Source organism: Marinobacterium iners DSM 11526 (assembly GCF_900107855.1).
Lineage (GTDB): Bacteria > Pseudomonadota > Gammaproteobacteria > Pseudomonadales > Balneatricaceae > Marinobacterium > Marinobacterium iners.
This window is the reverse complement of sequence record NZ_FNRJ01000032.1, coordinates 1-14,274: the sequence shown is the minus strand read 5'-3', so window position 1 is coordinate 14,274 and position 14,274 is coordinate 1. Positions and strand designations below refer to the sequence as shown.

11 protein-coding genes and 1 pseudogene are annotated in these 14,274 nt (G+C 54.0%); 7 read left to right on the top strand and 5 right to left on the bottom strand.

Annotation, left to right across the window (positions count from 1 at the left end; all coding sequences use genetic code 11):
• Window positions 1–761: 761 nt before the first annotated feature.
• The 7 genes from BLV48_RS18240 to BLV48_RS18210 all read left to right on the top strand — a co-directional run bounded on the left by BLV48_RS18240 (window position 762) and on the right by BLV48_RS18210 (window position 10,063).
• Window positions 762–2,018: an aspartate aminotransferase family protein gene (locus BLV48_RS18240; protein ID WP_091828210.1), complete on the top strand. Its 1,257-nt coding sequence runs from the start codon at window positions 762–764 to the stop codon at window positions 2,016–2,018.
• Window positions 2,018–3,319, top strand: a complete 1,302-nt coding sequence (gene doeA / locus BLV48_RS18235; RefSeq protein WP_091828209.1) for an ectoine hydrolase — start codon at window positions 2,018–2,020, stop codon at window positions 3,317–3,319. Before BLV48_RS18240 ends, doeA begins: the two co-directional genes overlap by 1 nt.
• A gap of 10 nt (window positions 3,320–3,329) precedes the next feature.
• Complete coding sequence (locus tag BLV48_RS18230; protein ID WP_091828208.1) at window positions 3,330–4,700, top strand: NAD-dependent succinate-semialdehyde dehydrogenase; 1,371 nt, start codon at window positions 3,330–3,332, stop codon at window positions 4,698–4,700.
• A 193-nt stretch (window positions 4,701–4,893) separates the two neighbouring features.
• Window positions 4,894–5,760, top strand: a complete 867-nt coding sequence (locus BLV48_RS18225; protein WP_091828207.1) for an MBL fold metallo-hydrolase — start codon at window positions 4,894–4,896, stop codon at window positions 5,758–5,760.
• Window positions 5,761–5,813: 53 nt separating this feature from the next.
• Complete coding sequence (locus BLV48_RS18220; protein ID WP_091828206.1) at window positions 5,814–7,553, top strand: bifunctional protein tyrosine phosphatase family protein/NAD(P)/FAD-dependent oxidoreductase; 1,740 nt, start codon at window positions 5,814–5,816, stop codon at window positions 7,551–7,553.
• Between the two features lie 36 nt (window positions 7,554–7,589).
• Window positions 7,590–9,317, top strand: coding sequence for a SulP family inorganic anion transporter (locus BLV48_RS18215; RefSeq protein ID WP_175527735.1), 1,728 nt, complete (start codon window positions 7,590–7,592; stop codon window positions 9,315–9,317).
• Window positions 9,318–9,469: 152 nt separating this feature from the next.
• Window positions 9,470–10,063, top strand: a complete 594-nt coding sequence (locus BLV48_RS18210; protein ID WP_091828204.1) for a TetR/AcrR family transcriptional regulator — start codon at window positions 9,470–9,472, stop codon at window positions 10,061–10,063.
• Between the two features lie 65 nt (window positions 10,064–10,128).
• Here the strand turns inward: BLV48_RS18210 and BLV48_RS18205 are convergent, their stop codons facing one another.
• The 5 genes and pseudogenes from BLV48_RS18205 to BLV48_RS18185 form a co-directional block, all read right to left on the bottom strand.
• A complete protein-coding gene (locus BLV48_RS18205; RefSeq protein ID WP_309546615.1) occupies window positions 10,129–11,415 on the bottom strand; it encodes a TRAP transporter large permease in 1,287 nt (428 codons plus the stop codon).
• Between the two features lie 11 nt (window positions 11,416–11,426).
• Window positions 11,427–11,930 (bottom strand): TRAP transporter small permease, encoded by a 504-nt coding sequence (locus tag BLV48_RS18200; protein ID WP_175527734.1) that lies wholly within the window; start codon window positions 11,928–11,930, stop codon window positions 11,427–11,429.
• A gap of 11 nt (window positions 11,931–11,941) precedes the next feature.
• Entirely contained in the window at window positions 11,942–12,982 is a 1,041-nt protein-coding gene (locus BLV48_RS18195; protein ID WP_206840561.1) for a TRAP transporter substrate-binding protein, read from the bottom strand.
• 144 nt (window positions 12,983–13,126) lie between these two features.
• A complete protein-coding gene (locus BLV48_RS18190) occupies window positions 13,127–14,116 on the bottom strand; it encodes a 2Fe-2S iron-sulfur cluster-binding protein (protein ID WP_091828200.1) in 990 nt (329 codons plus the stop codon).
• Window positions 14,116–14,274: pseudogene (locus BLV48_RS18185) on the bottom strand (4-hydroxy-2-oxovalerate aldolase); the annotation flags it as partial. The gene BLV48_RS18190 and the pseudogene BLV48_RS18185, both read right to left, overlap by 1 nt.

Here is a 14,274-nt window from a genome sequence, read left to right as displayed (position 1 = left end):
AAAACGAGCATGCGCGTTTTGCAGCTTTGCCGTGCGTGTTATCCTGCAACGGCCAGACCATAGTTACCTGATACTGAACGATTTTCCCGCCTGTTACCAGTCACAAACGAGCACAGTCACGTGACAAAACAAGCATCCTAGGTTCGTGGCCTTCAATACACTGTATGTAACCACAGAAACTTAAAGCAGCTTATCCACAGGCCCTGTGGTGCACGGAGCGGCCGGCTGCTTCCTGCGAATGTCCGCAATGTGCGCTATGTGCGCAGGGCAGACATTTGGGCTTTAGCATCACATCATCCTTAGGCAGCGTGTGACACTTAGGAGTCCATCTTTGATTCTCAAAGATATGAATCTTACGGTGGGTTCCTGTAGTTGCCCCCGCTAAAGCGAACACCCCACCTGGGCTTTAATTTTGCCCACACACTACCGGCCCCATTACGCTCACATCCCTCTGATTTCAAAGGATTTATGATTTAATATCAGAACGCGTATTCCATTGGTCGTACCCAACCCTGCGCTCGCAGCATACCGTACGTCTCTGTACATAAAAAACGCCGCTTTACTTGCTGCCCTGCACTTTCTCTTCTAGGGTGAAGTTGCAGGGCTGTGCAAGCCTGTACGTTTTCCGCTAACACTCAATTGAACATCTCAGCTGTACATCCACCCGGTGACTCACCGGCAAACACATAACAGTCCGAACTTTGGCAAGGCCCCTGCCTTGCCTGGCTCCATTTCACAATTGGCTACACAAGGAGATCGACATGGATCTGTTTGAAAAATGGGAATCCGAAATCCGTGGCTACTGCCGTGCCTACCCAACCGTGTTTGCAAGCGCATCCAACGCCCGTCAGGTGGATGAACAGGGGCGAAGTTATATCGACTTTTTTGCCGGGGCCGGGGTGCTGAACTTTGGCCATAACAACCCGCACATGAAGGAAGCCCTGATCGACTTCATCCGCTCAGACGGTGTTGCCCACAGTCTGGACATGAGCACGACGGTCAAGCGTGAATTCATCGGCGCCTTTGTGGACACCATTCTTGAACCACGCCAGATGAACTACAAGCTGCAGTTCATGGGCCCCACCGGCACCAACGCGGTGGAAGCCGCGCTGAAACTGGCACGTCGCGTCACCGGTCGTACCGAAGTTATCGCCTTCACCCAGGGGTTTCATGGCATGACGCTGGGCTCGCTGGCCTGTACCGCCAACCAGGTGTTCCGCAAGGCTGCAGGCGTACCCCTGAATCACGTCACTCATGCACCATTCGAGACCACTTCCGGTTGCGGCATGGGGTGTCTGAACACCCTGCGTGAAGCACTGGAGAACAGCTCCAGCGGTTTCGAGCAGCCCGCCGCGTTTATCATTGAAACCATTCAGGCAGAAGGCGGGGTCAACATTGCCAGCACCGAGTGGCTGCTGGAGCTGCAACAGCTGGCACGGGACACCGGTGCCCTGCTGATCGTAGACGACATTCAGGTGGGCTGTGGTCGCACTGGCAGCTACTTCAGCTTTGACAACACCGGGCTGGAGCCAGACATCATCTGTCTGGCCAAGGGGATCGGCGGTTTCGGCACACCACTGGCGATGAATCTCGTCAAGCCTGAGCACGATGCCCACTGGCAGCCTGGCGAGCATACCGGCACCTTCCGAGGACAGGGGTTCTCTTTTGTGGCCGGGCGCGAAGCTCTGCGCTACTTCGAAGATGACCGGCTGATGCAACTGACCCGGGAGCGCGGTGAAATGATTCATGAGCGCTTGCAGTCACTGGCATCACGCTTCCCCGACGCCGGCTTTGCCGTGCGTGGACGCGGCATGATTCAGGCACTGGATGTGGCCGATGGCGCACTGGCCAAAACCATCGCCCGTGAGTGCTTTGACACAGGCCTATTGGTAGGGCCCTGTGGTATTGGTGGTCGGGTCATCAAACTGATCCCTCCCCTGACCATTCCCGATGAGGATCTGGAAACCGGTCTCAACCGGCTGGAAGCCGCCGTCATAAAAATCATGGAGGCTGCCTGATGCGCAAACGCGATGATATGACGTTCCCGTTCGAGGAATATGAGCGCCGCATCGATGAGCTGCGCCAGCGCATGTCAAAACGCCTGCTGGATGCGGTGATCATTTCGGATCCCGAGAACCTGATGTATCTGACCGACTACCAGACCACCGGCTACTCCTATTTTCAGGCGCTGGTGGTACCACTGGAAGACGAGCCATTCATGATCACCCGGATGATGGAGGAGTCTAACGTTCATGCCCGCACCTGGGTGGAAAAAACGCGGCCCTATTCCGACACCGGCGATGCAATCCAGATGCTGATCGAATCGCTGCGAGAGTTTGGCCTGTCAAAAAAGGTGCTGGGCTATGAGCGTAACAGCTATTTTTTCCCGGCCTACCATCAGGATTACTTTCGCACGGCCTTCAAGGATGGGCGGCTGATGGACTGCTTTGGCATCGTGGAGGAAGGCCGCAAGTGCAAGTCCTCGCATGAACTGGATGTGATGCGCATCTCCGCCCGTGCCGCCCGTGCCGGGATGGAGGCCGGCATTGAGGCCTGTCAGGCGGGTGTGACCGAAAACGAGATCGGTGCTGCCATCAGTGCCGGCATGTTTCGGGCCGGCGGCGATTTTCCCGCCGTGATGCCCTACGTCACCTCTGGCCCGCGCACCATGATTGGCCATGCCACCTGGGAAGGACGTGAAGTTCAGGCCGGTGAGCATGTATTTCTGGAAGTGGGCGGTTGCTACCGTCGTTATCACACCGCCCTGATGCGCACGGTCATCTGCGGTGAGCTGAGTGAATCGATGTACAAGGCCCAGGAAACCATGAAATGTGCTCTCAAGCACATCAGGTCTGAGCTGAGGCCTGGGCTTACCGTATCTGACGCTGACCACATTGTGCGTTCCATCATTACCGAAAACGATGTAGGTGCCCGCCTTATCACCCGATCTGGCTACTCCATCGGCATCGCCTTTCCGCCCAGCTGGGATGAAGGCTACATCATGAGCCTCAAGGGTGGTGACAGCTCGGTGCTGGAGCCGGGCATGACCTTCCACCTGATCCCCTGGATGTGGGGTGTGGATGGCGACAAGACCTGTGGCATATCGGATACCTTCTATATAACCGATGACGGCTGTGGCTCGTTTTTCGAGGACATGCCACAGGACTTTGTGATCAAGCCCGGTGCAGCGGGTGCCAGCGCAGCGACCAAGACCGGGGAGCCCGTCATGACGGCTGCGAGCTCTGCCCCACCGGATACGCCTTGCCACACCAAAGGCAAAAAGCATCCATCGAAGCAAAAATCCGGCAAGAAACACTAAGGAGAGCCACATGCTCAGAGTGATCAATCCCACCAGCGGTCAGCTGCTGCATGAATATCCCGCACTGGATCGCGACAGCATGAACAGCCGCATCGACATGGCGAACAGGGCCTTTGCCGACTGGCGCACACGCAGCTTTGCGGAGCGTGCCGAGGTTCTGCATCAGGTCGCCGCTCTCATGCGGGCCGAAGAAGTTGAACTGGCCCGTCATATGACCGACGAGATGGGGAAACCGGTTAAGGAAGCGCGGGGTGAGGTGCTCAAGGCTGCCTGGTGTGCCGAACACTATGCCGGGCATGCCGAAAGCTACCTGCAGCCCGTGAGTCTGGCCTCGGACGCAAGCCACAGTTATGTCCAGCACCTGCCTCTTGGGCCGGTGCTGGGGATTCTGCCCTGGAACGCTCCGTTCTGGCTGGCGTTCAGATTCTGTGCACCGGCCCTGATGGCGGGCAATACATGCCTGCTCAAGCACGACCCCCATGTGCCCGCCTGTGCTGAAGCGATAGTGGATCTATTCGCTCGTGCAGGAGCACCAGAAGGCATCATGCAGAATCTGCCCCTGCAGACACCGGATGTGGAAGCCGCTATCCGTCACCCCGGTATACGGGCTGTATCCTTTACCGGCTCAAGTGCCGGGGGCAGCAAGGTCGCCGCAATGGCCGCATCCGAGATCAAGCCTGCTGTAATGGAGTTGGGCGGCTCTGACCCGGCCATCGTTCTGGCCGATGCAGACCTGGAGCAGGCCGCGGACCTGATAGGCTTCTCCCGCATCATCAATGCGGGACAGTCGTGCATCGCGGCCAAGCGCATTATTGTCGAGGCTTCGGTTTATGACCGCTTTGTGGAACTGCTCAAGACCCGGCTGGAGAAGCTCAATCAGGGCGATCCGGCCGACCCGGAAACCGACATAGGCCCCATTGCACGAGAGGATCTGCGCAACGAACTGGCGCGTCAGGTGGATGAAACCATTGCCGCCGGGGCCCGTTGCCTGCTCGGTGGGAAGCTACCGGAGGGCACGGGTTTTTTCTACCCCGTGACCCTGCTGGTGGATGTAACCAATGACATGACCGCCTGCCGGGAAGAAACCTTCGGCCCGGTCGCCGTGGTACTCAAGGCCGATAATGCAGAGCATGCTCTGGCACTGGCCAACGACACCGAATACGGTCTGGCCAGCTCAATCTGGACCGAACAGAGCCGTGGCGAGGCGATGGCCCGAGAAATTGAGGCCGGTCAGGTGGTCGTCAACGGACTGGTCAAAACCGATCCTCGGCTGCCCAGTGGCGGTATCAAACGATCGGGACTCGGACGAGAGCTTGGCCCCCACGGCATCCTTGAATTCGTGAATATTCAACAGGTCTGGGTCGGCCCAAAACAGGAATAACCCCTCCCCTTCACCGGCCGGATCCACCCGGCCGGTATCATTTCACATCCAGCCACTTCCCAGCCTTGCATTGATCCAATTTAGCCACTCAATCATCTCCATAGTCCCAAGGGGGTTGGCAGAGTGTGCAATGAGGATTAGTATCTATTAATATATTATAAGAATATAACTATTAAGAATATACGCGGGGTTTATTATGCAACCGATCGTTACAGCCTTTTTTGATGAACCGACCTTCACCTACAGCTATGTGATTCAGGACCCGGATTCTTCCAGCTGCGCCATCGTCGACTCCGTACTGGACTTCGACTATGCCGCCGGCAAAACCGATACCCGTTCAGCCGAAGCCATTCTGACCTTCATTGCCGAACAGGGCCTGACGGTGGAGTGGATTCTTGAAACTCATGTTCATGCCGACCACCTGTCAGCAGCACCGTTTCTGCAGGAAAAAACCGGTGCAAAACTGGGTATCGGTGCACACATCACCACCGTGCAGGACACCTTTGGCAAGGCGTTCAATGCCGGAACCGAGTTTGCCCGTGACGGCAGCCAGTTTGATGCGCTGTTCAACGATGGCGACAGCATTCGCATCGGCACTCTGGAAGGCAAGGCGATGCATACCCCCGGCCACACGCCGGCCTGCATGACCTATGTCTTTGGTGATGCCGCCTTTGTTGGTGACACTCTGTTCATGCCGGACTACGGTACCGCCCGCTGTGACTTCCCCGGTGGTGATGCCCATATCCTGTTCCAGTCGATTCAGAAAGTCTTTACTCTGCCGGACGCAACACGTCTGTTCATGTGTCACGACTACAAGGCACCGGGCCGTGATGAATACGCTTACGAAACCACCGTGGCTGAAGAGCGCGCACACAACGTCCACGTGCACGAAGGGATCAACGAGGCTGATTTTGTCCGCATGCGTACCGAACGCGATGCCTCTCTGGATATGCCGCGCCTGATTCTGCCCTCCGTGCAGGTGAACATGCGTGCCGGCAAGATGCCGCCGGCAGAAAGCAACGGTCAGGTTTACCTCAAGGTACCGATCGATCTGTTCTGAGTTTAACCGTCCCAACTAAACCGATAATAACAACAGTACCGCGGGAGAGTTTTATGGAAGTTCATCAGCTTACGCCTTTTCTCAGTGTCAGCTCCCAATTGACGGCCGCCGATGTGGGGCTCGCCGCCTCCATGGGGTTCAAGGCGATCATCTGTAACCGGCCTGATCAGGAAAGTCATGACCAGCCGGACACCGACGACATCCGCGCCGCTGCCGAACGGCATGGGCTGGAATGGCGCTATCAGCCTGTGGTTTCAGGCCAGATAACCGATACGGATGTAGCTGCGTTTCATGAACTGATGAACAGCCTGCATGGACCTGTACTGGCTTTCTGCCGTACCGGTACTCGCTGTACCACCCTGTGGGCGCTGGCAGAAGCCCCACGTCTGGATGTGGACGCCATTCTCAAAACCACGGCAGCAGCCGGATATGACCTGACTGCACAGCGTGATCGCATCAAGGCTCTGGCGGGTACTCACAGCCATGCTGAGGCCATGCATACGGCCAGCCGCAAGCGTCATGATGTACTGATTGTAGGCGGCGGCGCTGCTGGTCAGTCAGTCGCCGGCAGCCTGCTGCAGCGCCAGCCGGATCTGGATATTGCCATCATTGAACCACGTTCTGAACATTACTATCAGCCGGGCTGGACGCTGGTCGGAGGTGGTGTATTTGAACGCCGTGAGACCGTACGTCAGATGGGCAAAGTCATGCCCGACAGCGTCAAGTGGTACCATGCGGCCGCATCAGGGTTCCGCCCCGAACAGCAGCAGGTTCTGCTGGAAGACGGCGAACAGATCGGCTATCGCATTTTGGTGGTCGCGCCCGGCCTGACGCTGGACTGGGACGCAATACCCGGGTTACGTGAAAGCCTGGGTCGTAACGGTGTCACATCCAACTACCTGTTCGACCTCGCACCCTATACCTGGGAGCTGGTACAAAGTACTCGAAAGGGGCGTGCCCTGTTCACTCAGCCACCGATGCCTATCAAGTGTGCAGGCGCACCGCAGAAGGCAATGTATCTGTCCTGTGACCATTGGATGCGTCAGGGCGTGCTGAAGGATATCGAAGTCGAGTTCTGTACGGCAGGTGCTGCCCTGTTTGGGGTAGCCGATTATGTGCCGGCTTTGATGAAATACGTGGAGAAGTACGGCATCAACCTGAACTATCAGAACAATCTGATTCAAGTGGACGGACAGGCCAAAACTGCCCTTTTCAAGGTTACGGATGCAGAAGGCAACAGCCAAGAGGTCGAAAAACCATTTGATATGTTGCATGTCTGCCCGCCTCAACGCTCACCGAAACTGATCAGCGAGAGCCCGCTGGCGGATGCTGCCGGCTGGATTGAACTGAATCCGGAAACACTTCAGCACAGCCGCTTCGGCGATATCTTTGGGCTTGGCGACGCCGGAAACACCCCCAATGCCAAAACTGCCGCTGCCGTGCGCAAGCAGGCACCGGTCGTGGCCGAGAACATTCTGCTGGCGCTAAAGGGAGAAGCGCCACGAGCCATCTACGACGGTTACGGCTCCTGCCCACTGACAGTGGAGCGTGGCAAGATCGTGCTGGCGGAATTCGGCTATGGTGGCAAACTGCAGCCGAGCTTTCCGCTCTGGCTGGTCGACGGCAAGGAACCCAGCCGCTTTGCCTGGCTGTTGAAGGAAAAAATGCTGCCCTGGATCTACTGGAATGCCATGCTAAAAGGGCATGAGTGGATGGCAGGGCCCGAGATTCTCAATCACCGACCCGCCGATCACGAGGCCACTCAGGCTTGTGACTTCGGTGATCGGAAATAACACCTATACAGCCCCCTGACTCAGGAAGCCTGATTGATGTTGCAACGCTACTTGCCCATATTACAGTGGCTCAAGGTCTACAACCGTGAAACCCTGACCAGCGACCTGGTGGCTGCCGTGATCGTCACGATCATGCTGATTCCTCAGTCGCTGGCCTACGCCCTGCTGGCCGGGCTGCCGCCTGAAGTCGGCCTGTATGCCAGCATCCTGCCGCTGGTGGCGTATGCCATTTTTGGTACCAGCCGCACCCTGGCGGTGGGGCCTGTGGCGGTGGTTTCACTGATGACTGCCGCTGCGGTGGGCAATTTGGCGCTGGCCGGTACAGCTGAATATCTGGCAGCGGCCATCGCACTGGCATTTTTGTCCGGTGTCATCCTGATCCTGATGGGGCTGTTTCGTCTTGGTATTCTGGCCAATTTTCTCAGCCACCCGGTCATCTCGGGCTTTATCACCGCCTCCGGCCTGATCATCGCAGCCAGCCAGCTCAAACACATACTGGGTGTCGATGCCGGCGGTCACAATCTGCTTGATATCCTGATGGCGCTGGCGGGCCAGCTGGCGCATATCAACTTGCCAACGCTGATCATCGGGGTGAGCGCCACCGCCTTTCTGTTCTGGGTACGCAAGCAACTCAAGCCTCTGCTGGTGAAAGTGGGGCTGGGTCCTCGCCTTGCCGACATTATCGCCAAGGCAGGGCCTGTGCTGGCTGTTGTTGCCACTACACTGGCTGTCTGGGGACTGGATCTGCAGGCACAGGGCGTGAAGGTTGTCGGACAGGTGCCTTCAGGGCTGCCAGGGCTGACCCTGCCCTCTTTTGATCTGGGACTTTGGAAGCAGCTGTTTGTATCCGCACTTTTAATCAGCATTGTCGGCTTTGTTGAATCTGTTTCAGTCGCGCAAACGCTGGCAGCCAAACGACGTCAGCGAATCGACCCGGATCAGGAGCTGGTGGGGCTTGGCGCATCCAACATTGCGGCTGCAGCGTCCGGTGGCTTCCCTGTAACCGGCGGTTTCTCACGCTCAGTGGTCAACTTTGATGCCGGTGCCGAAACACCCGCCGCGGGTGCCTTCACGGCAGTCGGCATCGCAATGGCTACACTGGTACTGACACCCCTGATTTTTTTCCTGCCCAAGGCAACGCTGGCGGCCACCATCATCGTAGCAGTCCTGTCATTGGTTGACCTGGGGGCACTCAAACGAACCTGGGCCTACTCACGCAGTGATTTCGCTGCCATGCTCGCCACCATTGTGCTGACCCTGGTACATGGCGTTGAGCTGGGCATCATCGCCGGTGTCGGCCTGTCTGTGCTGCTTTACCTGTATCGCACCAGCAAACCACACAGTGCCATTGTGGGTCGAGTACCCGGTACAGAGCATTTCCGTAATATCGACCGACACCAGGTCGAAACCGAGCAGCACATCCTCACCCTGCGTGTGGATGAAAGCCTCTACTTTGCCAATGCCCGCTATCTGGAAGATCTCATCTATGATCAGGTGGCACGTAACCCGGAGCTGCGACACCTTGTACTGATGTGCCCGGCCGTCAACCTGATCGACGCCTCGGCACTTGAAAGTCTTGAGGCGATTAATCAGCGCTTGATGGATAGCGGTGTGAAATTCCACCTGTCGGAAGTCAAGGGGCCGGTTATGGACAAGCTCAAGGACACTCACTTTCTGCACGACTTGAGTGGTGAGATTTTCCTGAGCCAGTATGCAGCGTGGGAGAAGTTGCGGGCAACGAGCCAGCCATGCGACAACAATTGATCCAAAACATACACATATGGACTTTACGTGGACTGATATATCCCGTTGTTTAATATGAATTCTATCTGAAATAGATTCAGCCTAGTCACTATATTGCCTATAAGCTGTATACTCATATCATTTGGGACAGTGACTAGGGATCAATCAGTACTATGGCTACCAAGCGCTTATCACGCAACGACTGGATAAATGCAGCCACTAAAGTGCTTGCCACTAGTGGCATAGACATGGTGCGCGTGGACAATCTTGCCAAGAAGCTGAAAATTACGCGCGGCAGCTTCTACTACCACTTTGACAGCAGAAAAGAACTGCTTCAAGCGATACTGGACACCTGGAGGCTGAAAGCAACTGAAGCCGTCATCGATAGCCTGAAACAGAAATCCCAGGACAGTAAAGAGCAGCTGATGGAGCTGATGTCACTTCCCTTGAAAGGCGATAAAGCCCAGGAAGCCGCATCAATTGAAATATCCCTTCGGGCCTGGGGTCGGCGCGATGAAATTGCACGTGCTGCCGTGAATGAAGTGGACAGCTACAGAATCGGCTTCATCGAAGGATTATTTATCGACCTTGGCCACACCAGCAGTCAGGCGAATGATCTCGCACACCTGGTATATTCTTTCCTGATTGCCACATCTCTGGTCGATCCCTTCTCTTCTGAGGAAGTCCGCAAGGAACGGGCTCAGCGCATAGCCCACTTTCTGGCAGACAACTGCCCGCTGTCTGACTGCAAATTCAGGAACCTCTAACCTGCTACAAAAAAGCCACCTCATTGAGAGGTGGCTCGGTTCCAAAACCATTGGCGTCGCAGGAGCTACATCATTTCAACCAGAACCAAAGAAAGCGCAGGGAACAGAATAATAAGTGCCAATCTTAAAATATCAGCGATAAGGAACGGGAACACCCCTTTAAATATCACTTTAAGATCAACGTCAGGCACTACTGACTTGAGTACAAATACGTTCAGCCCTACCGGGGGAGTAATCAAGCTGATTTCTGTTGCAATTACCACAATGATACCGAACCAGATAAGGTCCATCCCCATTCCTTCAACGATGGGATAAAAAACCGGCACTGTTAACAGCAGCATTGAAATGGATTCAAGAACAGCTCCAAGAACAAAATAGATCATCAGGATTAAAAGCAGGACGCCCATCAGACCCAGGTTCAGACTTTCCATCCATTGAACGATGGTAAATGGAAGATTGGACACATTAACCAGGTTTGCAAATATCAGCGACCCGATCAGAATAGCCACAAGCGCAACTGTAGTTGCGGCTGTATCCTCAAGAGCATCTCGCATTTTCTGCCAACTCATTCGTCCTCTGATCAACGTAATCAGTATGGCGCCGACAGATCCCACACCAGCCGCTTCTGTCGGAGAGAAAAGCCCAAAGTAAATCCCACCCAATACGATAAAAATCAATAGAGTGAAGGCCCACAACTGCCGAATGGCCAACAGCTTCTCTTTAAGTGTCGCTTCACTCGCATCCGAACATTTATCTTTCAGAACATGAACGACAAAAAGTACAGCTGCAACGTAAAAGATGACACCTAGAATACCAGGTATAACACCTGCCACGAAAAGCTTGCCAATATCAGTTTCGGTAATAATACCGTAGAACACCAGCGCAATGGAGGGTGGTATCAGAATACCAAGAGTCCCGCCCGCAGCAATGGATCCGGTTGCAAGGCCATCGCTGTAACCGAATCTTTTCATCTGAGGGTATGCAATACGCGTCATGGTTGCAGCTGTGGCAAAACTGGAACCACAGAAAGTACTGAAACCACCTGATGCACCTATCGTCGTGATTGCAAGGCCTCCTTTAAGATGACCTACCAACGCATGAGTGGCATTGTATAACTCATCAGCCAGGCCTGAGCGACTGATGATGTTACCCATAAGAATAAATAACGGAATAACCGAAAACTCATAGGAAAGTACCGTTTCCGTTGCAATCATGCCCAGCTGGCTCATTGCTGGCGACCAACCCTGATAATATGCCAGGCCAAGCACACCGACTACACCCGTCGATATTGCTATAGGTACACGAATAAACAACAGGAAAAGAAGTGAAAGAAAAGCTATAAGCATTACCATAATTTCGCCTGTTATTCCTGATTATTATCGGGGTAAACAACCAAAAGACTGATCAATGCAACCATTGCAAAACCAGCCATAACCGCCAATATTATCCACTTTTCCAATCCAAGGAACATGAACACATCCCCAAACAACCTGGACTCTTTAGCCTGTATATAAACCATATAAACAAGAGCCGAAAAGAAAACGACCTCTATGATATAACTGAACCATGCGAGAAATATTCCAGTTTTGCCCTTGAATATCTTCTCAAGCAAATCAATCTTGACATGCTTTCTTTTCTTATGGACATGATACAGGCCTGAGTAAAAACAAACCGCAAGGCATATACCTACCACTTCATAAGCAAAACCAATGGGGCTATTGAAAAAAACACGTCCGAATACATCTGCAAAGGTTATCCCGGCCATAACAACAAGAGATAACATTGATATCTTCGAACAGATGTAATCCAACACCTTCAACAAGGACATACTCATAAGAAACCCTGTATAAGGGCCATGCTCCAGCATGGCCCTTATCCTCATTTAGAGTTCAGACGTTTAATCTCGTTCATGTAGAAATCAAAAGCTGCTTTACCATCAACACCATTGGCTTCCGCCTTATCGAACCAATCAGCGCGCACCGGTTCAAAAGCCTTGTCGATTGCCGCATTCAGCTCTTCGCCTGCTTCTTTATAATTTTCACCCAGCCGCTCCTTAAGCTGTGCACGTGCCAGAACATCGTTTTCATGCCAAAGAGATCCCATGCGCACGGCCAGTTTCTCTCCGGAAATATCCATAATTGCTTTCTGGTCAGCAGGGCTTATCTGGTCCCACTTGTCTTTGTTCACAATTACAAAGGTACTATTTGTAAATATGCCGCCCGGTATTTGTGTAATGTGCTCAACGTAGTTATCTACTTTGAACCCAGTCAGCAGCTCATCCGAGAGTGTAGTTCCGTCAATAATTCCTCTGGACAGAAACTCCCGAAGCTCTGACAAAGAGCCCGAAATGGGCACCGCACCAAGCGTGGTCAAGGCATCGCCTACAACACTGGTCTGGACACGAATTTTTTTACCGCTAAGGTCTGCAGGATTAACAACCGGGCTCGACTTCATATGTAGATTGCCGCCGGATGTCACATGTACAGCCAGCGTATGCACATTGTCATGCATCCCTGCTGCCTTGAAATACTTTTCATATGCACGCCAATATGCTGCCGAGCTGACGCCTGCATCAATATTGGTGAACGGAAATTCAACCATCTCAGTCAACGGGAAAGCACCCGGCGCATAGCCATGAGGCCCCCAGGCCAGGTCAGCAATGCCAGATACAACGGCCTGGTAGTTACGAGTCGGAGGGGCCAACGGCTTGGCGGATGGCTGTACCTTGACACGCCCTTCTGTCACTTTTTCGATCTCTTCAAAGTACTTATAGAGGCCGTCTTTCTGTGACCAGTGCTGCGAAGGGAACCACTGGTTGTAACGCAGGGTCACCTCTGCCGCAAAAGCTGTGGAGGTCAACAACGCACCAGTAACAGCAATGGTGGCTTTGAACAGCGTGGATTTTTTCAATAATGACATCGCTATGGCTCCGTTTGTTTTTATGTTTTTTACATACAGTACAGTACTGTATTTTCTACATACGCACCATTAATGCAACACTAAGTTCACTATTTGATAATCAACTTTGGTTCAGGTGCGAGATAATGGGATCAGTCAAAACCGCTATACGAAGGCATCTGCAAAGAAATTGCTTTCCTGCAGACCACATTGAGCTGTGAAATCGCGTCGAGCTGAGTCGATCACTACAGGTGCGCCGCAGGCATACACCTGATATGAAGACAGATCCGAATAGTCCTCAATGACAGCTGCATGCACAAATCCCGTACGGCCACTCCACCCGGATATATCATCTGACAGTACAGGTGTGTACTCAAACCAGTCCAGTTCAGCTTGCCATTGACGGCAGAGGTGGTCCATGTACAGATCCTGCGCAGCACGCCCACCCCAATACAGATGCACCCGACGCCCGCTGCCGCTGGCGATCAACTGTTCCATCAAAGCCTTGATCGGTGCAAAACCGGTTCCACTGGCCAAAAAGATGGCAGGGGCATCACTGTCACGCAGATAGAAGGTGCCGAACGGCCCCTCGATTGTCACCACGTTCTTGAGCTGAACCTCTTCAAAGATCATCGGCGTCGCCTGACCTCCCGGCACCAGCCGCACATGCAGTTCGATACAACCATCCACGGCCTCAGCAGTTGCCATTGAATAACTGCGTGTGACGATATTCTTGATCGTCAGATCGACATACTGTCCAGGTACATAATTGAATACGGTTCCCGGTGCCAGCTTGCAGGTCAGCTTCACCACGTCGTCTGCAAGTGGCTCTTTACCCATCACACGAGCAGCCACTTTCTGCACCGTCACGCCTTCGAAGCTGGTAACTTCAGGCGAGTGCAACACCAGATCACTGAGCGGCCGAGCCTGACAGGCCAACACGGTTGTACCAGCCCTGTCGGTTTCGCTCAGTTCCAGCCCTTCCGGGTATTCCACCTGTCCTGACTTCAGCTCCGTGCGACACTCACCACACTGGCCATCACGGCAGCTGTGCTTGAGCACAACACCAGCCTTCAGTCCGGCATCCAGAATACTGTCGCCTGCATGTACATCGAAGGTTTTTCCAGCCGGATCAACAGTAACGGCATGACTCATTAGATCAACCCCTTTTCTTTCGCCATGGTCAGTGCCAGGTCTTCAATCATGTCTTCCTGTCCGCCTACGGTGCCGCGACGGCCCAGCTCGACCAGTATGTCGCGCGCCGAGATGCCGTATTTTTTCTCCGCACGTTCCGCGAACAGCAGGAACGAGGA

Coding starts and splice junctions, on each gene's coding strand:
- BLV48_RS18195 (WP_206840561.1), bottom strand. CDS start 12,982: ATGTCATTATTGAAAAAATCCACGCTGTTCAAAGCCACCATTGCTGTT.
- doeA (WP_091828209.1), top strand. CDS start 2,018: ATGCGCAAACGCGATGATATGACGTTCCCGTTCGAGGAATATGAGCGC.
- BLV48_RS18190 (WP_091828200.1), bottom strand. CDS start 14,116: ATGAGTCATGCCGTTACTGTTGATCCGGCTGGAAAAACCTTCGATGTA.
- BLV48_RS18230 (WP_091828208.1), top strand. CDS start 3,330: ATGCTCAGAGTGATCAATCCCACCAGCGGTCAGCTGCTGCATGAATAT.
- BLV48_RS18200 (WP_175527734.1), bottom strand. CDS start 11,930: ATGCTGGAGCATGGCCCTTATACAGGGTTTCTTATGAGTATGTCCTTG.
- BLV48_RS18210 (WP_091828204.1), top strand. CDS start 9,470: ATGGCTACCAAGCGCTTATCACGCAACGACTGGATAAATGCAGCCACT.
- BLV48_RS18240 (WP_091828210.1), top strand. CDS start 762: ATGGATCTGTTTGAAAAATGGGAATCCGAAATCCGTGGCTACTGCCGT.
- BLV48_RS18215 (WP_175527735.1), top strand. CDS start 7,590: ATGTTGCAACGCTACTTGCCCATATTACAGTGGCTCAAGGTCTACAAC.
- BLV48_RS18205 (WP_309546615.1), bottom strand. CDS start 11,415: ATGGTAATGCTTATAGCTTTTCTTTCACTTCTTTTCCTGTTGTTTATT.
- BLV48_RS18220 (WP_091828206.1), top strand. CDS start 5,814: ATGGAAGTTCATCAGCTTACGCCTTTTCTCAGTGTCAGCTCCCAATTG.